At 60.7% G+C, this 18,943-nt stretch carries 18 protein-coding genes and 1 other RNA gene; 15 read left to right on the forward strand and 4 right to left on the reverse strand.

All coding sequences use genetic code 11. The features are described from left to right. Positions 1-954: 954 nt before the first annotated feature. Positions 955-2,322: a ribosome biogenesis GTPase Der gene (gene der, locus Pan216_RS13815; protein ID WP_145258551.1), complete on the forward strand. Its 1,368-nt coding sequence runs from the start codon at positions 955-957 to the stop codon at positions 2,320-2,322. 277 nt (positions 2,323-2,599) lie between these two features. Here der and Pan216_RS13820 read toward each other — a convergent pair whose 3' ends face one another. The 3 genes from Pan216_RS13820 to Pan216_RS13830 form a co-directional block, all read right to left on the reverse strand. Next, a complete protein-coding gene (locus tag Pan216_RS13820; protein ID WP_145258552.1) occupies positions 2,600-2,959 on the reverse strand; it encodes a hypothetical protein in 360 nt (119 codons plus the stop codon). A gap of 284 nt (positions 2,960-3,243) precedes the next feature. Further along, a complete protein-coding gene (locus Pan216_RS13825; protein WP_419193677.1) occupies positions 3,244-4,083 on the reverse strand; it encodes a C1 family peptidase in 840 nt (279 codons plus the stop codon). Between the two features lie 158 nt (positions 4,084-4,241). Further along, positions 4,242-4,919: a hypothetical protein gene (locus Pan216_RS13830; protein ID WP_145258554.1), complete on the reverse strand. Its 678-nt coding sequence runs from the start codon at positions 4,917-4,919 to the stop codon at positions 4,242-4,244. A 517-nt stretch (positions 4,920-5,436) separates the two neighbouring features. On the opposite strand from Pan216_RS13830, the gene Pan216_RS13835 reads away from it, so the two are divergent. Together Pan216_RS13835 and Pan216_RS13840 are read left to right on the forward strand one after the other, a co-directional pair. Further along, positions 5,437-6,345, forward strand: coding sequence for an alpha/beta hydrolase (locus Pan216_RS13835; RefSeq protein ID WP_419193641.1), 909 nt, complete (start codon positions 5,437-5,439; stop codon positions 6,343-6,345). A gap of 82 nt (positions 6,346-6,427) precedes the next feature. Further along, positions 6,428-7,834, forward strand: a complete 1,407-nt coding sequence (locus tag Pan216_RS13840; protein WP_419193642.1) for an FAD-dependent oxidoreductase — start codon at positions 6,428-6,430, stop codon at positions 7,832-7,834. Positions 7,835-8,110: 276 nt separating this feature from the next. Here Pan216_RS13840 and Pan216_RS13845 read toward each other — a convergent pair whose 3' ends face one another. Continuing rightward, on the reverse strand, positions 8,111-8,521 hold the full coding sequence (locus Pan216_RS13845; RefSeq protein ID WP_145258555.1) for a VOC family protein: 411 nt from the start codon (positions 8,519-8,521) through the stop codon (positions 8,111-8,113). A 63-nt stretch (positions 8,522-8,584) separates the two neighbouring features. On the opposite strand from Pan216_RS13845, the gene Pan216_RS13850 reads away from it, so the two are divergent. From Pan216_RS13850 to Pan216_RS28350, 12 genes are all read left to right on the forward strand, one after another. Further along, positions 8,585-8,800 carry a hypothetical protein gene (locus Pan216_RS13850; RefSeq protein WP_419193643.1) on the forward strand — a complete coding sequence of 72 codons (216 nt, stop codon included), beginning with the start codon at positions 8,585-8,587 and terminating at the stop codon, positions 8,798-8,800. Positions 8,801-8,943: 143 nt separating this feature from the next. Next, a complete protein-coding gene (locus tag Pan216_RS13855) occupies positions 8,944-9,483 on the forward strand; it encodes a peptidylprolyl isomerase (protein ID WP_145258556.1) in 540 nt (179 codons plus the stop codon). Positions 9,484-9,530: 47 nt separating this feature from the next. Beyond that, positions 9,531-9,628, forward strand: an RNA gene (gene ffs, locus Pan216_RS13860) — signal recognition particle sRNA small type. A 281-nt stretch (positions 9,629-9,909) separates the two neighbouring features. Further along, positions 9,910-11,697 carry a DNA polymerase III subunit gamma/tau gene (dnaX, locus tag Pan216_RS13865; protein WP_145258557.1) on the forward strand — a complete coding sequence of 596 codons (1,788 nt, stop codon included), beginning with the start codon at positions 9,910-9,912 and terminating at the stop codon, positions 11,695-11,697. 22 nt (positions 11,698-11,719) lie between these two features. Next, positions 11,720-12,070 carry a YbaB/EbfC family nucleoid-associated protein gene (locus tag Pan216_RS13870; protein WP_145258558.1) on the forward strand — a complete coding sequence of 117 codons (351 nt, stop codon included), beginning with the start codon at positions 11,720-11,722 and terminating at the stop codon, positions 12,068-12,070. A 218-nt stretch (positions 12,071-12,288) separates the two neighbouring features. Next, complete coding sequence (locus Pan216_RS13875) at positions 12,289-13,110, forward strand: flagellar hook-basal body protein (RefSeq protein ID WP_145258559.1); 822 nt, start codon at positions 12,289-12,291, stop codon at positions 13,108-13,110. Positions 13,111-13,510: 400 nt separating this feature from the next. Next, positions 13,511-14,686: an FHA domain-containing protein gene (locus tag Pan216_RS13880; protein WP_145258560.1), complete on the forward strand. Its 1,176-nt coding sequence runs from the start codon at positions 13,511-13,513 to the stop codon at positions 14,684-14,686. 45 nt (positions 14,687-14,731) lie between these two features. Beyond that, positions 14,732-15,859, forward strand: a complete 1,128-nt coding sequence (mutY, locus tag Pan216_RS13885) for an A/G-specific adenine glycosylase (protein WP_145258561.1) — start codon at positions 14,732-14,734, stop codon at positions 15,857-15,859. A 323-nt stretch (positions 15,860-16,182) separates the two neighbouring features. Next, on the forward strand, positions 16,183-16,767 hold the full coding sequence (locus Pan216_RS13890) for a hypothetical protein (RefSeq protein ID WP_145258562.1): 585 nt from the start codon (positions 16,183-16,185) through the stop codon (positions 16,765-16,767). Positions 16,768-16,833: 66 nt separating this feature from the next. After that, positions 16,834-17,379, forward strand: a complete 546-nt coding sequence (locus Pan216_RS13895; RefSeq protein ID WP_145258563.1) for a hypothetical protein — start codon at positions 16,834-16,836, stop codon at positions 17,377-17,379. 476 nt (positions 17,380-17,855) lie between these two features. Further along, positions 17,856-18,719, forward strand: coding sequence for a hypothetical protein (locus tag Pan216_RS13900; RefSeq protein ID WP_145258564.1), 864 nt, complete (start codon positions 17,856-17,858; stop codon positions 18,717-18,719). A 39-nt stretch (positions 18,720-18,758) separates the two neighbouring features. Beyond that, positions 18,759-18,896: a hypothetical protein gene (locus Pan216_RS28350; protein ID WP_419192498.1), complete on the forward strand. Its 138-nt coding sequence runs from the start codon at positions 18,759-18,761 to the stop codon at positions 18,894-18,896. Positions 18,897-18,943: the final 47 nt, after the last annotated feature.

Below are 18,943 nucleotides of genomic sequence, written 5' to 3' on the forward strand. Positions count from 1 at the left end.
TTTGAGGCAACAGACGGAACCCGCCTCTTGACATCGCAACGTTTCCTGTGGCGAAGAGGCCTTATCCGGTAAGGATTTCCGTCAACCAAGGCAGGTAATCTCGTTCAGCAGGTGATTCGAATCGCCCAAAAAGAAACAAAAAGGGACAGCGACTGTCGTTCTCTGCCCATTCTCATTACACTTCGCCTCAAATCTGCGCACTTGGTGCCAATTTTGTCCCCAGTTCGCCACCAAGTGATCTCTTGACCTGACAAACCAGGGCCCTTCCCACGGCTCCAGCCACACAACCGTCGTCTCCACCATGGGTTACCACGCCTGACAAACGGATGCCTGTCCTAAAGGATGCAATGTGCGAATTCAGGATGCCTGACAAATCCCGCCAACGTGTCGACGAAGAGACGCCATCATGAACTGGGCAAAGCCTCCCCCCCCAAACGGCGAGAAATGCCCCACGATTGGCCGGTGCCCCCCAATGCTCTGACACTCTTTGCGCGCCTCTTGAGGTTCGATTCATCATCATCCAACCCGACCCGGCGGGTCAAGACCCACGTCACCTCTGCTCGAGGTACTACCCCAAGCCCTCCTGCAAATGCGCCGCCCCGGCAGCAGAGCAATCGGGGCTCGTCTTGTTGAGGTATCAAACCGCCGACTCCACTTCGCCTCTGTGACCCTCCGCGACCTCTGCGGTTCCTTTCTTGTTTCCACTCTTCTTCCGGACGAACTGGTGGGCCAAGGCCCACCCTACAAGACTCCTCTTCCCCTCCGTGATCCACCGCGAGCTCTGCGGTTCATTCCCGCTTCCTGGGCTATTCCCAAGGCAGCCCCCGTCGTCTCTCCCCATTTGCCTGTGCGAGCCTATCCGATTTAATGAGCCAATTCGTGGAACCGAACCCGTCGACGGTGCCGAAGGGCGTTCGAACTGATTGGGTGACGAATCATCAAGGAACCCCGCTCGTGCCCATTCCCAAGGTCGTCATCGTCGGCAGACCCAATGTCGGCAAATCGTCTCTCTTCAACTGGCTGATCGGCCATCGCGTCGCGATCGTCGACCCGACCAGCGGCGTCACCCGCGACCGCGTCGACCACCTGACCGAGCACGGCGGCCGCTACTTCGAGCTCGTCGATACCGGCGGCATGGGCGTGATCGACAAGGACGGGCTCACCGACGACATCGAAAAACAGATCCGCACTGCGATGGAGGAAGCTTCGGTCATCCTCTTCGTCGTCGATTCTCAAGAGGGGATCACCGGACTCGACGAGCTGGTCGCGCGGAAGCTCCGCAGCCTCAAGGCTCCCCTGCTCCTGGTCGCGAACAAAGCCGATAACAAGAGTCTCAAACTCGACGCCGAGACCGAATTCCCCCGCTTCGGTTGGCCGATGCTCACCGTCAGCGTCACGGGAGGCCAAAACAAGGTCGCCCTGCTCGAAACGGTTCACAAGCTCCTTCCCGAGGAGATACCCGACGAGGGCCCGGTCGATCCCAGCGTGGCGATGAAGATCGCGGTCGTCGGCGAGCGGAACGTCGGCAAGAGCACCTTTATCAACTGCTTGGCTCAGGAAGAACGGGTCATCGTCAGCGAAGTGCCCGGCACGACGCGCGACAGCGTCGATGTTCGTTTCGAGCACCAGAACCGCGCCTTCCTCGCGATCGACACCGCGGGCGTCAAACGCAAGAGCAAGCTTGTCGACAGCATCGAGTTTTACAGCCTGGCCCGATCGCAGCGAACGATCCGCCGGGCCGACGTGGTACTGATCTTCTTCGATGCCACCAAGCAGGTGACGAAGGTCGAGAAAAACCTCGCCCAATACGTCGAAGAGCAGCACAAGCCGTGCGTTCTGGTCATCAACAAGTGGGATTTGGTGAAGGACAAGGACGTCGTCACCAGCGACTATGACGAGTATCTCGACGAGGAGTTCCCAGGACTGACCTTCGCGCCGCGGGCCTTCATCACCGCTCAGACCGGCAAGAATGTCCACGCCCTGCTCGACCTGAGCCAAAGCCTTTTCCACCAGGCACACGAGCGCATCACCACCGGCGAACTCAACCGGCTCGTCAAGCGGGCGATCGAGCAGCAAGCCCCGCCGGTCCGGCAGAACAAGCGTCCCAAGGTCTTCTTCGCGACCCAAGCCGCCGTGACGCCACCGACGCTGGTCCTCTTTTGCAACGAACCGACGCTCTTTGGGCAAACCTATCGCCGCTACCTCTTAAACTTCATCCGCGACGCCTGCCCCTTCCCCGAGATCCCCATCAAGCTCTACCTCCGCAAACGCGAGTCGAAAGCCGAAGACGACCTCGACGAGGGAACCACGATGGAGGCGTGAGGAGGGGAGACCGACCGGAGCCGACGACCGCCCCTTGCCCGTCGAGTACCGTTCTCCTTCTTCCCCTATGAACAAGGGCGCCGTGAAGCGGCGCCCTTGGCGGCGTTGGTCTGGCAGACGGTCGCGATCACCGAACCGAGAAGGGTCGATCTCGGCCAAAATCAAGGAGAAGAACCGCGGGCGACCCCGACGGCGCGCCGAGGTTCTTCCACGCGGAAAACAGTCGAGACAACCGTTCCCAGCCGGCTCCGCCTCGTTCAACCGTCCGCGAGCGGGGTTAATCTTCCTCGACGACGAACCCGGTCTTCTCTCCTTCGCACTTGTCGAAGGACGCCGTGAAGTTGAAATGACTGCAGAGTTCGTAGTCGCCGGGCGTGACGCGCTCGGTGTTGATCGAGAACTCCTTCGTCACGGACCTACCGGGGCTGATGTTGCCGAAGTAGCGATCATCGGGCGTGAGCGTGAGGCCGTCGACACCCCCACCCTTCAAGGTAACCGTCGCCGCGACGTTGTTCGCCGTGAAACGACAGCTCTTGTTCTTCACGGTGACCAAGTACGTCGTGTGATCGGTCGGCTCGAGCTTCTTGTCCACCATCGTCGCCGTCGCCTCGAGAATATCGTGCATATTCTTGGACATCTACCCATCTCCTTAACAAGGTTCTTACCTGAAACACCACAACCTTCATCAAGTGAGCTCTCTTGATCTCTCGAACGGAGGGTATCTTACATCGCCACCCTGGGGCGACTACGGAAGCGATGGCGAAGGCAACAGGTACAAAACACGCGGATCACCGGGAACCAGCTAGTTGCCAAGATCAGTTTGCGGGAGACCAAGATGATCCTGTCCAGCCCACTCGTCCCAACAACCTGCTAGACGCCTTGGCTCAAGTTGTGAAACGACACGGTTGAAGGACATTGAACCTAACAATGTTGCGGCGCGACGAACTCGTCACCGTCGAGCCATCGATCGGCGAGCATTCCCCAGCAGTCTGAAGCCAGTTGGTCCAAGACGTACCCGACGGGCAACCATCCATACCCACGGTCTCCCCATTGGCATCCCCAGGAACTACGGATCAGAATGGCGTGCTTCCCTCGCCCATAGTGATTGCATTGGTAGCCGACGGCGAGCGCCGCTTGTCCGCCGAGGAAGCGATCGAGGCTTGGGCGATAGTGAATGTCGGGGGAAGGAGAGAGAGAACTTGGCACGGGAAAGCCGAAAACGACGGGAAAACCAGCGGCAAGGAAGGACTGCAGGACGCTCCACGTAGCCGTTCCGTCCTGATTCGCTGGGTCGAGACGAAAGTAGACGACTTCCGCGAAGGGCTTTGCCAGACTGTAGAGGAAAGAACTCGGTTCGTCATCGAAGCGATGAATATCATACGGCCAGTGTTCCTCGGGAGGCACCCCGAATTGCGTGAGAACCTTCAAGGTCGTTCTTAGGTCGGCCCCGGTATCCCCCGACATCCGCAGGCGATTCCGGGTGACTTTATAGAGAAACCGACTAGACCCTTGAAACGTCCGTCCGCATACACGCCGCTCGAAGTACTCAACAAGGCTAAGCACGGCAAAAGCCGTCGACGCATTGAGGGGACCTTGATCGCGAGGCGGCGTGAAATAATACCCACCCTCGTCTCGCCGAAGGTCGACCGCCGCCGGTAATCGTCTTCGCCGGAGGTTTTTTAGTTTCGTTAGACGGCGGTGAACATCTTGTTGTCGGTGAGTGTAGTCCCTCGGATCGGGCAAATCAGGAATCCACCCCATTCCTTCGGGAAAATGCGTTGCCACGAGTTGCCCTATCTCTACTGGGGCACGGAACTCCAAATAGGACGGTGTCCTGCCGTGTTACACGAAACGTATATCACGGAGATCCTGGAAGGACTACGGAAGAGTACGGGAGTGCTCGGCCAGCAACCGAGCGACTACCGGCCGCATTTCTTTCCCGACGGCGCGACGTGAATGAATTCCCAGAACACTCCCTCCCCGGTTCCATCGCCAGAGAATCGAAGGAGCCGATTCTTCTGCTTGCGGTTGAGGCATTTGATCGTATCGCTCAAGCGGCGTTTGGGGTCTTGCTCGGGGAGCGGAGGAAGGGGATCGTCGATGCGGGCGGGCCAACCCTCTTCATGGAACGCATTGAGGATCGCCTCTTGGTTGAGCGCCGGCCACTTGAAACGTTTGACAATGACATCGTCAAACCGAAGAACTCGCCGGTCGGAGTCCCAATGGGGAAGCCCTTCGGACTCGCTGGAGAGCGTCAGGACAGCACGGGGAGCGGACGGGATCTCATCGGGAAGGTCGATGCCTTCCGGGGGTCTCCCTTGGAGAGTGCGGTCATCGTCATGCGGGAAGCGGCCTCCTACTTCGGCGAGCACAAAACAGGTCCCTTCGGGAAACGCCAAGTCACCCGTACGACGAAAGACGCGACCTTGATGTCCGTCGGCGGTTACTTCACGCTTGTGTTCGATCATTCCTCGACGTACGAGCAGGCGAAGCTCGTGTCGCGAGAGCCCTCTTCGAAGCAGTTCCTCGAGTTCGACAGCGAAATCCCACCGATCGGCGCCCGTTTGTTCCGCGTAGCGGGCCGCTTCACCAAGCAACGCTAGACAAGGCTCCGCCCTTCGGGCAACTTCTTCGGAGCCGAGTACGCGAACGTTCGAACTGGAGAACGTCTCGATGTCCATGATGCCTGCCTGTAGGGATGAATCGCGCGGCCTCACTCTTGTGTTCGTGAAGAAATGAAGATGGCCGTCGGTCTCACGATCTCGAGTGGGCTCCCGACGCGCAGTCGCCGTCGCATGGCTGTGCTCGCATTCACGAAGCCATTGCGCGTTTCTCCACGGCTGCCGATGGGGCGACAACTCCACCACCCCGGTCAGTTGACGTGAATCACAACTTTCGGATTCGGACCACCTCTTGGCAGCCTGCACAGACGAGGAAGACTGGACACAAATTTTCTCGAAAGTGTCTCTGGAGAACCGACAGCTCGCGCCCGCTCTTCCGTCTCACGCCGCATTCGAGACCCGCCGCGATTTGCGACCGTCGCATCCACTAGGTATACTCTCGTCTCTTCACGCCTCGACGGCGTTCTCGATTGCCCCTCCGGAACCACCCGGAATGACCAAACACCTAGCTGGAGTAGTCTCCATCCGCATGAACTTCCACTTGACTCGCGGCTTGACGACAGTCCTCCTCTTGGCGATCGGCGTTACCGCTGGCGTCGTTTCCACCCATGCCCAGGACGCCGCAAAGAAGAAGTCCGCTTATCGCCTCGAAGAGAGCATTCCCTACTACGGCAAGGAGGCTCCGGACGAGTACGCCAAGGAGCGTTGCAGCCTGGACGTGTACGTGCCGACCGGCCGCAAGGACTTTCCGACGGTCGTCTTCTTTCATGGGGGCGGACTCAAGGGGGGCTCGCGGTTCATCCCCAAGGGCCTGCGGGACGCGGGGATCGGCGTGGTGACCGTCGACTATCGCCTCAATCCCAAGGCGAAGTGCCCGGCCTATCTGGAGGATGCCGCCGCGGCGGTCGCGTGGACCTTCAACAACATCGAGAAGTTTGGCGGCGATCCGAATCGCATCTTCGTCTCCGGGCATTCGGCGGGCGGCTATCTCGCGAGCATGGTCGGCCTCGACAAACGCTGGCTCGCGGCTCATGACATCGACGCCGACGATCTGGCGGGCCTGATTCCTTTGAGCGGCCACACCATCACGCATTTCACGGTTCGCGACGAACGGGGCATCAGCCGCAACCAGCCGATCATCGACGAGTTCGCCCCCCTCTTTCACGTCCGCAAGGAGGCTCCCCCACTACTGCTCATCACCGGCGATCGCGACCTCGAGATCCCCACACGCTACGAAGAGAACGCCTATCTCGAGTCGCTCATGAAGACCGTGGGACATCCGAACACCACGCTCTACGAACTCGACGGCTTCACCCATGGCTCGATGGTCGATCCGAGCTGCCCATTGACCCTCAAGTTCATTTCGGAGATCATCAAGGATCAAAGCAGCGGGGCACGTTGACCGCCGACAATGATTCACGCCGAACATCCAACCCTTGCCTACCTATGGTCGCACCAATCGGCCCGGGGCGGCGAGTCAACACGTGAGACGAGACAAGGAGCTGACCATGGCCGGGGAACTGACGAGACGACAAATGATCGGGGCCAGCGCCGGCGTCCTCGGCGCGGGTAGCCTCGCGATCGGCGAGGAGTCCAAGGGCGACACCGTCACCGAGCCGGAACGTCAGATCCCCGTCAACACCGACGCGGACGTCATCGTCTGTGGCGGCGGGCCGGCGGGAGTGGCCGCGGCGATCGCGGCGGCGCGGACCGGAGCGAAGGTCCGTCTCTTCGAACTGCACGGCTGCCTCGGCGGCGTTTGGACCAGCGGGGCTCTCTCCTTCGTCATCGATGCCGACAAGCCCGGCTTCAACAAGGAACTCGTCACTCGCCTCGACAAGTACGACGCCCGCGCCAACCGCGGCGTCAAGAACTACATGTACGACGTCGAAGCGATGAAAATCGTTCTCGAGGACCTCTGCAAGCAACTCGGCATCAAGACACAGCTTCACACCCGTGCCGTTGGGGTCCTGAAAGACGACTCGAAGCGGATGACGACCCTTCTCACCGAGTCGAAAGCGGGCCGACAAGCGTGGCAGGCTCCCGTCTTCATCGACGCGACCGGCGACGGTGATGTCGGAGCCCTCGCCGGCTGCCGCTGGGAAGTCGGCCGCGACAAGGATTGCCCCTGTCAGCCGATGTCTCTCATGGGATTCATCACCGCCGACCCCGAGGTACTCGCGGACTACACGAATCTCAAGGGAAGCGGCAAGAACAAGGATCGCTTTCGAGAGGAGATCGAGAAAGCCGGCATGGAGCCGACCTATGGCAAGCCGACACTCTGGCACATGGAGGGGCCGATCGCCGCGGTGATGCTCAACCACGAATACGGCATCAAGCCCTTCGACGCCGAGGCGATCTCTGACGCGACCATCAACGCCCGGCGCGAACTCTTCGAGGTCGCCCGCGCGCTCAACAAGCTCGGCGGTAAATGGGACGGAACACGGCTTATCGCAACCGCGGAGCAGATCGGCATTCGCGACGGCCGCCGGATTCGAGGTCGTTACTTCGTGACCGTTGATGACGTGATCAAGGGCGCCCGTCACCAGGATGCGATCTGCCGTTCGACCTTCAGCGTCGATGTCCACGCCACGTCGATGGAGAATAATCGCAAGAGCGCCTACAGCAACCACGGCATCAAAGCGAAGGCCTTCGACATTCCGCTGCGGGCGCTCATCGCCGCCGACGTCGACGGGTTGATGCTGGCCGGTCGTTGCATCAGCGGCGACTTCCTCTCCCACGCCAGCTACCGGGTGACGGGCAACTCGGTCGCGATGGGCGAAGCGGCAGGCGTTACCTCGGCCCTCGCGGCGCGGTCGAAGCGGATGCCTCACGAAGTGGCGTACTCGGAGCTTGAGACAGAGCTCCAGCGCGTGCGGAATCTCGGCTAGCAGTCGGTTGATCTAAGCGGGCCAAGGCGAAAACGAGCCATGTTGGCCAAGATCAAGGAGGAGAAGCGCAGGCCAATCGGTCGATTCGTCGAGGTTTTCCAACGCCGAGATTGGTCAAGAGAGCCGTTCGCAGCCGGTAGCGAATCGATCAACGGGCTGCTAGTGCATGGTCAAAGGTCCAGCTTTGGGATGTCGCTCGTTCTCACTGGCTGACGAGCAGCCAGTGGCACCCGGGCATCAGGGTCTTGACGGTGCACTAATCGGCGAAACCAGCCCCTACCAGCCGCTGGGCAGGCCCCACAATCCGGGGGTGATCAACTCGAGCAAGTTGCCCGAGGGATCGCGAAAATAGATCGAGCGAACGCCTTCCGACCAAACCTGTTCGTGTTCGATCGCGACGCCCTTACTTTCCAGTTTGCGCCGCCATTGGTCGAGTTCCTCGGCGCCGACGCCAAAGGCGACGTGGCCGGCACCGGAGGTTCCGTGAGGTGGCAACAATTCCCCTTTCCGCGTGTTCTCGGCGCTGAACAAGAGCAACACACTGTCAGCGCCGACGCGAAAGAAGACGTGTCGTCCCGCCTCGTTCCCCTTCCCCTCAAATTCCAAGACATCGCGGTAAAAGGCCTCGGCGGCGTTGAGATCGTCCACGCACAGCGCGGTTTCCACGATTCGCTGGATCGGTCGCATCGGCTTCTCCGTTGGAGATTCGGTCGCGGTCCTCATACAACAGCGGGCCGACAAGGAGCAGTCTTGCTCTTCGCCATTTCACGACGAGGTTGGCTCACGATGATCAGCGCCGAGGAAGTACTCGCAAAGCTCTTCGAACTTCGCAAGGAATACAACGACGACCCCGAAGACCCGATGTACCAGGCGCTTCATCACGCTTGCCTGTTCATCTCCTACAAGATCGGCGATTTCAAGGACTACTTGGCCGAAGCCGAGCTTCAGGAAGAAGACGACGAGTAGCGATCGGTCAACCGCGAGAACTCGGCCAGCGATCGCTACGGACTGTTCCCACTGGCTCAATGGCAGCCAAGGGCACCTAAATCCTGGGAATTGACAAAGCACAAGTGTCTCGACCTTAACGACTCTCATGACGGGGAACACTCATGGACAAACAAAACTGCAAAGCGGACGTCGACAAAGCGGCGGCCGAACTCGATTTCGCCAGCAAGAAGTACCAGCTCAAGTTCGAGACCTCCAAGGGTGACTTCACCGTCGACCTCTGGTCCGACGTCGCTCCCGGCCACGCCGCCAACATCGCGGCCCTGGCGAAGATCGGCTTCTACGACGGACTGAAGTTTCACCGAGTCATTGATGGCTTCATGATCCAGGGCGGCTGCCCCCTCGGCGACGGTCGCGGTGGCCCCGGCTACACGATCAACGCGGAGTTCAACGATCGCGAGCACGTCCCAGGCGTCCTCTCGATGGCCCGCACCAGTGATCCGAACTCGGCTGGCTCGCAGTTCTTCGTCTGCGTCGCCCGCGCCCCGCACCTCGATCGTCAGTACACCGCGTTCGGCAAGACCGCCGACGACGAGAGCCTCGCGGTCGTCCTGTCGATCGGCAAGGTGGCGACCGGCGCCGCCGATCGGCCGAAGGAAGATGTCGTGATCAAAAAGGTCGAGGTGTTGGAAACGGCCGCATAAGCGCGTACGATAAGGAGTTCCGAGAGAACCTCCGACCCGTGAGGACGGGTGGGACCCTGCTGGATGGGAAGTGGTGAACCTGGTCAGGGCTTGACGGCAGCAGCCATAAGCTTACTCTTCCATGCCCGTGGGTGCTCCCACCTGTCCTCCCGGGCCGGATGGTTCTCTCGCCTTCTTCGCTCTCGAAGGCGCCCGTGATCCGTGTGACGAGCCCATCGTGCCGCCGTTGACGCCGGGGCCACAGGCTGATCGTCAGCCAGCGAGAGCAGCTGGGCTACCGGTCGAGCGAACATGACCGTTCGCCCAGTGATCGTTCTCCTCAGGCCAACGGCAATTGGGGCGAGCGACGCGACCTCGAACGTTCGACTCGACTTCCCCTCATGACGATGGATCGGTCCGTCTCCAAGACCCTCGGACGAAACAACGATGGCTTCCGTCGACGAGTCTGACGACGCAACCGCCGGTGCCGCTTCGGCCGCCTATACCGTTCTTGCGCGCCGCTACCGCCCGCAGCAGTTCGAGGAGTGCATCGGCCAGGAGCACGTCGCTCACTCGCTGCGCAACGCGATCGAGACCGGCCGCGTCGCTCACGCCTACCTCTTCACCGGAGCCCGCGGTGTCGGCAAGACCTCGATGGCGCGGATCTTCGCCAAGGCCCTCAACTGCCAACAAGGTCCGACCACTCATCCCTGCGGCGTGTGCGACATCTGCGTCTCCGTCGCCGGCGGCGACGATGTCGACGTCATCGAGATCGACGGAGCCTCCAATCGCGGCATCGAGGAAGTCCGCGAACTCCGTCAAGGGGTCAACTACCGCCCGAGCCGAAGCCGCTACAAGGTCTACATCATCGACGAAGTCCACATGCTCACGCGTGAGGCCTTCAACGCCCTGCTCAAAACACTCGAAGAACCGCCCGGCCACGCCAAGTTCCTCTTCGCGACGACCGAGCCGCAGAAGATTCCGATCACGATCCTCTCGCGATGCCAACGCTTCGACTTTTCGGGGATCGAACTCGGACGCATCGTCGACCGCCTGAAAGCGATCACCGAATCGGAAGGGTTCTCCGCCGAGCCCGAAGCCCTCGAGGCGATCGCCCGCCGCGCCGGCGGCTCGATGCGTGACAGTCAGTCCCTACTCGACCAACTCCTCGCGTTCGCCTCGGGCTCTCTCGGGGTCGACGACGTGCATCGCGTCCTCGGCTCAGCGGGCGAGGAACGGGTCATCGCCCTCGCCTCGGCGATCTTCGAAGGCCGCACCGCCGACGCGTTGACACAAGTCACCGAGGCCGCCGAGACCGGTATTCAGCTTGGCGAGTGGGCCGAACAGATGCTCGCGTACTTCCGCGACTTGATGGCGGTCTCGATCGCTCCGGACGTGCAACTGGTGAGCATGCCCAACCGGATGCGGCCGACGATGACCGAACAAGCCACTGGCGCCTCGGTCGAGAAGATCCTCGAGATGATGGATCTGGTCGCGACTTGCCGGGCCCGGATGAAGGCGAGCACCCACGAGCGCATCCTTTGGGAAATGACGATCGTTCGTCTCTGCCGACTCGATCACTTCCTGAATCTCGGGACGATGATGACTTCGGCGCCGCCGATGGTCTCGTCCGCGCCCAGTTCCGCCCCGAAGGCTAAAAAAAAAGTCGACCCCGGTGAACCGGCCGCGATGAGCCAACCGGTTGTGGCTCCCGCGCCGAGCGCCGGCGCGCCCCCGATGGCTCGCGGCCAGACTCCTCCCCCCGTCGGTGCTTCGAAATCCCCCCCTCAGGAAACGCCCGCGGTTCCCTCGATGGAGCTGACGCCCGAAAACGTCGATCAATTCTGGAAAGTGGCGAGCGGACAGCTCAAGGACATCGTCGCGGTCACGGCCCTCTCGAACGCCAACCGTTTGGAATTGCGCGAACCGGAACTGATCGTCTTTCACTTCCCGGGTCAGTTCGCCGCATCGAAGAAGAATTGCGAAGATCCCGCACGGCTGGCCCGGATCGAGACCGCGTGCAGCGCGGTCGCGGGAAAGAGCGTTCGGGTGCGCGTTGAACTTGGGGCGGAAGACCCCAACAATACACGCATCGCCAAGCCGGGTGTCTATGGAAAGTTGCGGGAGTTGGCGGCCAAGGATCCGCTTGTCGTTCGCGCCCAAGAGATCCTCGACGCCCAGCTAAAGAGCGTGGAATCGATTCGGCCCGCTTCGGCCGAGAGACCATCAGATTGACCGGAGACGGAGTCTTCCATTCATGAATCTCTTCAAGATGCTCGGAAACCTGGGCAACCTCTCCAAGATCCAAGAGGAAGTTCAGGCCGCGACCCAAGAACTCTCCAAAATGGAGTTCGAGGGCAAAGCCGGCGCCGACATGGTGATCGTTCGCGTCAATGGCGCCCAGCAGATGATCAACTGCACCATCGATCCGAAGCTGGTCGAGGACAATGATCGCGAGCTGATCGAGGACCTGATCGTCTCCGCCACCAACTCGGCCATCGTCGAGGCGAAGCAGAAATCGGCCGAGTACATGCAGAAGCGACTCGGGGAACAACTCGATATGCCCGACCTCTCCGGTATTCTCGGCAACCTGATTCCCAAGCCCTGACCGATCGCCTTTCGCTCCGCACGATCGTAACGACGTGATCAACCGCCCCACTCCCGCGGGGTTGCCGCTTCTCTTCGCGGTATTGGTCAGCGTTCGTCTCCGCGAAATCGCCGAGACTACTTCCATCAGACGGAAGTGACTCCGGGGCCGCGCGCTTGAGGAGGAACTTCCGCGAAACGGGCAGTCACCGGCGAATCTCCCGCGGAGGCCAGAGCGACGTGTCGTTCGACGCGCTACAGACGTCCGCGACGGGCATGTTGGGAGCGACAACCAAAGTCTCCGTCGTCGGCAACAACATCGCGAACGTCAACTCGACCGCCTTCAAGTCGGGACGCGTCGACTTCGCCGATCTCTTCTATGACTTGATCCTCAGTCCGGGGATCGGGCTCAATCCGCAAACCGAGAGCCCTCTCGGCAAGGAGTTCGGCGACGGCGTTCAAGTCGTCAGCGTGACGACCAACTACAATCAAGGGCCTCCCATTCAGGGATTGCCACTCGACCTCTACATCAACAGTCCCCAGAGCGACTTCCCGGCATTCTTTCGCGTGACCGATCCCGACGGCAACATCCTCTATACCCGCAACGGCGCCTTCGAGCCCAAGGCCGCCGGAGCGCAAGGCCAACTTCGGCTCGAGATCAACAACGTCTCCTACCCTATCGATCCCCCGATCACGCTCACCGGCGATCCAGGGGGCGCGAGTGTCAGTCGAGACGGATTTGTTTTCGAGGGAAACAATCCCGACCCCATTGGGCGGATCGAACTGTCGCGTTTTCAGAATCCCGATGGCCTCGTTCAGCTTGGTCAAACGTTCTACGTCCCTTCGGGTAGCTCCGGAGACCCGATCGACGGCTTCCCACTCGAGGGGGACTTCATTGACACCGAAATCTTGGACAACACGCTCGAGGGATCGAACGTAAACCTGACCATCGAGCTGGTCGATTTGATCCAGGCGAGTCAGATGTTCCAATCGAGTGCCCAGGCCTTTCAAACCGCCAACGAGGAGCTGACGACGACCCTCGATTTGTTCCAACAGACGTAAGTCAACAAGCCATTCCCATCCGGCTGGATCCCCTCGAGCCCTCATCACTCTTTCGGACCAACGTCCGATCCACGCGGTCAAGCGAATTCCGCCCTTGATGGCAACGACTCCTGGACGCACCATCCTCCTTTCATTCCTCGCGCCGCAACCGCAACACCAGGCCCCCCTTTCCCGAAGATGTGTTCCACATTTGGGTTGCAAGCCGGAGGTCGACGGATTAGGTTTGGGAAGAGGGGGGACATGGATCCTCGCTGCCATTCACGTCGGGGGTCTCAGCTCCTCGGTGAAAAGCTGCGGGAGCCTGCGTAAGCGCGATCGATCACGGCGCTTCATCCGGACAGGCCCCAAGGTTCATTCCCTTTGTTCGCCGGCTGGAGTTCCGTGAGAGGAAAATAAAACGATGCAGGTGAGTCTTGTCTGCCTTAAGGGAAAGCCCGGCGTCGAAGTTCCGATCAAACGAACGGAGTTCTTTATCGGCAGAGACCCCCGTTGCCATCTCCGCCCCAACAACACACTTGTCAGCAAGCGGCACTGTGTCATTTCGATTACCGACAACGAAGTGCTCATCCGCGATCTCGGCAGCACCAACGGGACGCGAGTCAACGGCCAGACCATCGACTCCCCAACTCTCCTGAACGACGGTGACATCATCACGTTTGGAAAGTTGGTCTTCCAGACCCGAGTCATCTCCCCCGCTTCCGCCGAGTCAACGGGTTCGTCGGCCGCCCCGACGGCCTCCGCCGCCACCGAGGCCGCACCCGCGAAAGATGAAACTCCCGCCGAGAGCGCGGCGCCCGCGGAACCGGTCGAAGTGGAAGCCGCCTTGAGTGACAACGACGCCGAGGCCGAGGAGGACTTCTTCGCCGAGGCTCTCGCCGATCCGTCGGCCGATTCAGCGGCTGGATTGACCCCGCGGCCAACGGCCGATCCGACCCCTGAGCCAGCCGCGGCCTCGAGCGATCCGGCGCTCGACGACAGTGACTTCGGGGAACTCCTCGAAGGCGACTCCGAAGAGATGGAGAAGCCGGTCGCCAAGGCGACAGCTTCCGATGAGGAAGTCTCGCCGAAGAAGCCGGACGCCAAGAAGAAGAAACGCAAGACGCCGAAGGTGGCCGAAGGAACCGGTGACGAGGAAGACGTCATGGGCGCGGCTCTTGACGTCGACGAACAACAAGCGAGCGGTTTTAGCAACGACGCCCTCGACTTCCTCCTGGATGCCGAGGGTGGATCGGACGACGATTCACAGTTCCCCGATCTTGGTGGCAGCGACGAAGAGGCGAAACCAGCCGCCCCGACGGCCGAGGCGGAAACCGTTTCGGATCTCTCCGCCAATGATACCTCCGAGGGCGAGAGCTTCGCCGAGGACGATGACCTCAACGGCCTCTTTGACGACGAGATGGCTCCCGGCATGAGCAACGCCGACACGATCGACGCCAACGCCTCCAGTAGCGAGGCCGACGTCCTCGACGATCTCGACGACATCCTGCTCAACGACAACGACTTGATGCTCGCCGACTCGAACAGCGACAGCAGCTCGGGGGGAACCGACTCGGACGCCGACGACGGCTCCAAGTAATCTTTCGTCCGACACCGCAATCTCCAACGAGTTCCCGCAACCCCCTTGAACGCTGAGACTTGGCTCGCCGCGGCCGACCTGCCGCACTTTCGGCGAGCCCTTCTCCGATGGTATCGCAAGCACGGTCGAGACCTACCGTGGCGCGAGTCGTCCAGCGCCTACCACGTTTGGGTCTCGGAAGTGATGCTTCAGCAAACGACCGTCGCGACCGTCGAGCGGCGTTTCCATGAGTTTCTCTCTCGTTTTCCCGACATCGATTCACTGGCTTGCGCGTCGGAAGCTGACGTCCTGCATGCGTGGCAGGGGCTCGGCTATTACCGACGTGCGCGTTTTCTGCATCAAGCCGCCAAACGAATCCTCGAGGAACACGACGGGGTCATGCCTTCGGATCCAAAGACGATTCGAGCCCTTCCCGGTTTGGGACGTTACACCGCCAACGCGATCGCCTCCTTCGCCTTCGGCGCCCGGGTTCCGATTCTCGAAGCCAACACCTTGCGGGTCTGGAGTCGTATCTGTGCGATGAGGGGCGATCCAACCAAGCCGCCGGTGAGCAACGATCTGTGGCACGTGGCCGAGGAGGCCCTGCCCCGGAAGGAACCGGGAGACTTCAACCAAGCGTTGATGGACCTCGGGGCGACAATCTGCACGCCGCGCGAGGCCTCTTGTGATCGCTGTCCGGTTTCGACGCATTGTCGGGCCCACGAAGAAGGGCTTGTCGAGCGTTTCCCCGAACTTCCCGAAAAGAGGGCTCAAGAAAACGTCGATCATGTTTCGGTGGTCATCTGGCACCATCGCAAGGTGCTGATCTCCAAGCGACCCGAGACCGGCCCCTGGGCGAACCTCTGGGAGTTTCCGCGGGTCGAGCGGACAGACGCCGAGAATTGGACCGACGCGGCTTGGCGAGCGATTCGAACTTACTGCGCCGGCCAGGCGACGTTGGGCGCGGAGCGGAAGGCGATTCGGCATGGCATCATGCACTATCGCGTCCATCTCAAGTGCTTCGACGTCCTTCTTAACGAAGGGACGCGGCTCCCCGACGAATCGACTCGCTGGGTGGAGCCCGAGGCACTGACGAAGCTCCCGTTCAGTTCGCCGCAACGCCGCTTGGTGGCCAGCGTGCAAGAGTCCCCAAGCTTCCAAGGCACACTCTTGGATGAATCGCGAAAACGTTGACGGCGAGTCCGACCTGGAGTTCCCTTGGGGGTGATTGTGACTGTCGGGGAGGAAAATCGGTCGATTTGGGCGAGGAATCCTGCTCGAATTGCTTGGAGAATGGACAAAAGCGCGGAAAGATAGACTAGAGGTGGTGAAAGAACGTCTTCTTCTCCTTCGTTCGCTCCCCTCCTCTCTTCGCCCGGCATGTCGAGTGCGATCAGACTCCTCATCCCGGGAATCAATCGAATGACACCGCAACGCCCCAACGCCACAGGGGCATTGAGGACTTCTCGCCGCCGACGCCGGTTGCGGTATTGGCAAGTCAAGGACGGGTGGAATCCATGAGCACGGCCTCCAAGGTATTCGTTGTCCTGAATCTCTTTCTCGCGTCGATTTTCATGCTGCTGCTCGCGCCTGTCGCTCAACATCGACTCGACACCTGGAAGAAGATCGAGGCCGATGCCAAGCGGATTCCGCAATTGGAAGAGTCGGTGCTGACGCTTGAGCGCGAGAAGCGAGTTCTTCTCGACGACATCGGCCGTTCCACCGACTCCTTGATCCATGTCGTCACCACCGGCCTCAACGAGAAGGGACTTCGCGAACGAATGATCGCGAGCCTGACCGACCGGATCAACGACGAAGAAGATCGCGTTCGCGGCGTCGGGGTCGCGACGCGGAGTGTGGAAAACGAGATCGCCAACCGCACCACCGAGGCGATGGATCTCGAAGGGGTCATCGCCCGAGACGGCGCCGAGAAGGGCGAACGAACGCGGGAGATCGCGCAGCTCGAGGAAGGGATTGAGAAAACCCGCACACAGCTCATCGAAACGCTCCGCGAGATCCAAGAGAACTATCGCGAACTCGTTCGCTTGGAGGGAGCGAGCGAAGATCGCCTCTCCATGTTGGGCACCGCCGCTGGCAAATAAGAACACCCACGACCTTCCCAGCGGCCGCCCCCACATGGCCGCGGGAAACGCGAAGGAGGCCAACGCATGGCACTCGCCGGAAGAATCCTGCTCATCCTGAACTTCTTCTTCGCCTGCGCCTGCTTGGGCACATCGGTCATGGCTCGCGTGAGCCGGGTCGACCTCAAGGCACGCGGGGACGCCGTCCGAGCGGTCTCGCAGAAGCTCAACCAGAAGAAGACCGAGATGCAAGCCTCGGTCGATGCCCTCGCCAAGCAGCTCGAGGAGACCACCAAGAAGGTCGAAACCGCCTCGGCCGACAACGCCAAGACGATCGAGCAACTCAACGGCGAGATCGAACGCCTGCGCAAGCAGCACGTCGCCACCGCCGACGAGGGAGACATGAAGCAGGCTCAATTGCTCGAGCTTCTCGCCAAGCAGGGGCGGGCCCGCGAGGTCGTTCGCAACCTCGAAAGCGACTTGGCGACGCTACAGCAGGAAAACGAAGTCCTCGACGCTACCCGCAAGACGAAGCGCAATGAGCTGACGCAACTTCAGAACTACCTCTCCTCCGCTTCACGCCGCAATGAACTGATGCAGAAGCGTCTGACTGAACTCAAGGACAAGTCTTAGTACTTCATCGACCGCTCCCACGGGCTGACAAGCAGCCCGTGGCACCCGGAATTTATCCCTCCCGCCAAGTCTCCTCCACATACCCACGCAAGCGTGAATCTCTTTGGATGCCCACGCAAGCGTGAATCTGTTTGATTGCCCAAGCAAGCGTGCGGCGTCATGGCACCGGAATCGGCCATGAACGCGAGGAAAAGGCAATGACTCCCCCCTTCTCCCCTAAGCTGCCCCCACGTTGGGAGATTCCACCCAATCGCGATCCTCTTTGTCTCTATTCCCGATCATTCGCCCATTTTCTGCGTAATACGGGTTGACGGGAATGAGGATTCCGGCTGTAAGTCCGTCGCAACGCACCCGAGGGTATCGCCGGCTCACACGATCTGCCATACTAGAAATCATGCCGGTACGGAAGCTAACCCGACCCGATGAGAATCGACGGGAACGGTCGGAAGCCATGTCATGGCGTGGAGGTTTGGGGAATGAACGCAGTTGGCAAGGGTTTCGCGGTCGCCAATGCAGTCCTGAGTTTCGTCTTCTTATCGTTCGCCTTCTTTGTCTACCAGGCTCGCGTCGAGTTCAAGGAACAGCTCGACTCGACGAAGAAGAATCTCAGTAGCGCCCGACAACAGCTTTCCGACCTCGAGTCGGAAAAACAGGGAGTCGAGAAGTCGCTTAACGACGCCAAGGCGCAAGCCGAGCTCGACCTCAAGCGTCTTCAGGATCAAGTCGGACGACTTCAGGAAGACCTCGACAGCCAGATCACGATGACCGACAACGCTCGCCGCACCGGCTCGAAGCTCAACGAGGGCATTCAGTCGGCGACCATCGAGCAGCAACAGCGCAAGCAGGAAGTGGACGCCCTCCGCTCCAAGCGGGACGAGCTTAACGAGCGCGTGACGGAACTGGTCACCCAGAACACCGACCTGAAAGACGAACTCGCTCAGACGAAGAACAATCTCGAGATTGCGACCAACCGCAATCAGCAGATCGCCAGCCAGTTGACCCAGCTCGAGACCTACGTCAAACGGCAGACGGGTCAGCTTCCCAGCGCGATCGAACTGGAGACGCAAGAGGGCACGCCTCCCCCGCCGGACGTCGAGGGCATCGTGACGCGAGTTCACGACACCGGGCGCTTTGTCGAGATCAGCCTCGGCGAGGACGACGGCCTACGCCAGGGGCAGTCGCTGGAGATTTGGCGGACGACCCCTGAACCGAAGTATCTCGGCAAGGTGAAGGTCTTCACCACCGAGGCGACCAAGTCGGTCGTCCAGCCGATCTCGGTCAGTGGACTAATTCAGCCCAACGATCGCGTCGGCCCTAGGATCATGATTCACGCGGAGTAGTAACGGTCCCCGCGTCCCGATGGAGGAGAGTCGTCCACGATGATGGCACGAAAACGCGAAGGCATTCCGGTTCAGAAGCCTGGATTCGACGTCTACACGCTCATCTTGATCGCGACCTGTGTCGCGACCGCCCTGGCAACGCTCTTGATGTACATCGAGTACAGCTCGCTCAGCTAGCGGTTGAGGTTTTGCCAGCTTCTCCGACACGGTTCACCCTCAAGGAC

Source organism: Kolteria novifilia (assembly GCA_007748055.1).
In the GTDB taxonomy this organism is placed as follows: domain Bacteria; phylum Planctomycetota; class Planctomycetia; order Kolteriales; family Kolteriaceae; genus Kolteria; species Kolteria novifilia.

What these genes read in the sequence shown, in the direction of transcription:
- Pan216_RS13820 (WP_145258552.1), bottom strand. Translation starts at nt 2,959, where the DNA reads ATGTCCAAGAATATGCACGATATTCTCGAGGCGACGGCGACGATGGTG.
- Pan216_RS13825 (WP_419193677.1), bottom strand. Translation starts at nt 4,083, where the DNA reads ATGGGGTGGATTCCTGATTTGCCCGATCCGAGGGACTACACTCACCGA.
- Pan216_RS13835 (WP_419193641.1), top strand. Translation starts at nt 5,437, where the DNA reads ATGACCAAACACCTAGCTGGAGTAGTCTCCATCCGCATGAACTTCCAC.
- Pan216_RS13845 (WP_145258555.1), bottom strand. Translation starts at nt 8,521, where the DNA reads ATGCGACCGATCCAGCGAATCGTGGAAACCGCGCTGTGCGTGGACGAT.
- Pan216_RS13855 (WP_145258556.1), top strand. Translation starts at nt 8,944, where the DNA reads ATGGACAAACAAAACTGCAAAGCGGACGTCGACAAAGCGGCGGCCGAA.
- dnaX (WP_145258557.1), top strand. Translation starts at nt 9,910, where the DNA reads ATGGCTTCCGTCGACGAGTCTGACGACGCAACCGCCGGTGCCGCTTCG.
- Pan216_RS13870 (WP_145258558.1), top strand. Translation starts at nt 11,720, where the DNA reads ATGAATCTCTTCAAGATGCTCGGAAACCTGGGCAACCTCTCCAAGATC.
- Pan216_RS13880 (WP_145258560.1), top strand. Translation starts at nt 13,511, where the DNA reads ATGCAGGTGAGTCTTGTCTGCCTTAAGGGAAAGCCCGGCGTCGAAGTT.
- Pan216_RS13890 (WP_145258562.1), top strand. Translation starts at nt 16,183, where the DNA reads ATGAGCACGGCCTCCAAGGTATTCGTTGTCCTGAATCTCTTTCTCGCG.
- Pan216_RS13895 (WP_145258563.1), top strand. Translation starts at nt 16,834, where the DNA reads ATGGCACTCGCCGGAAGAATCCTGCTCATCCTGAACTTCTTCTTCGCC.
- Pan216_RS13900 (WP_145258564.1), top strand. Translation starts at nt 17,856, where the DNA reads ATGAACGCAGTTGGCAAGGGTTTCGCGGTCGCCAATGCAGTCCTGAGT.
- Pan216_RS28350 (WP_419192498.1), top strand. Translation starts at nt 18,759, where the DNA reads ATGATGGCACGAAAACGCGAAGGCATTCCGGTTCAGAAGCCTGGATTC.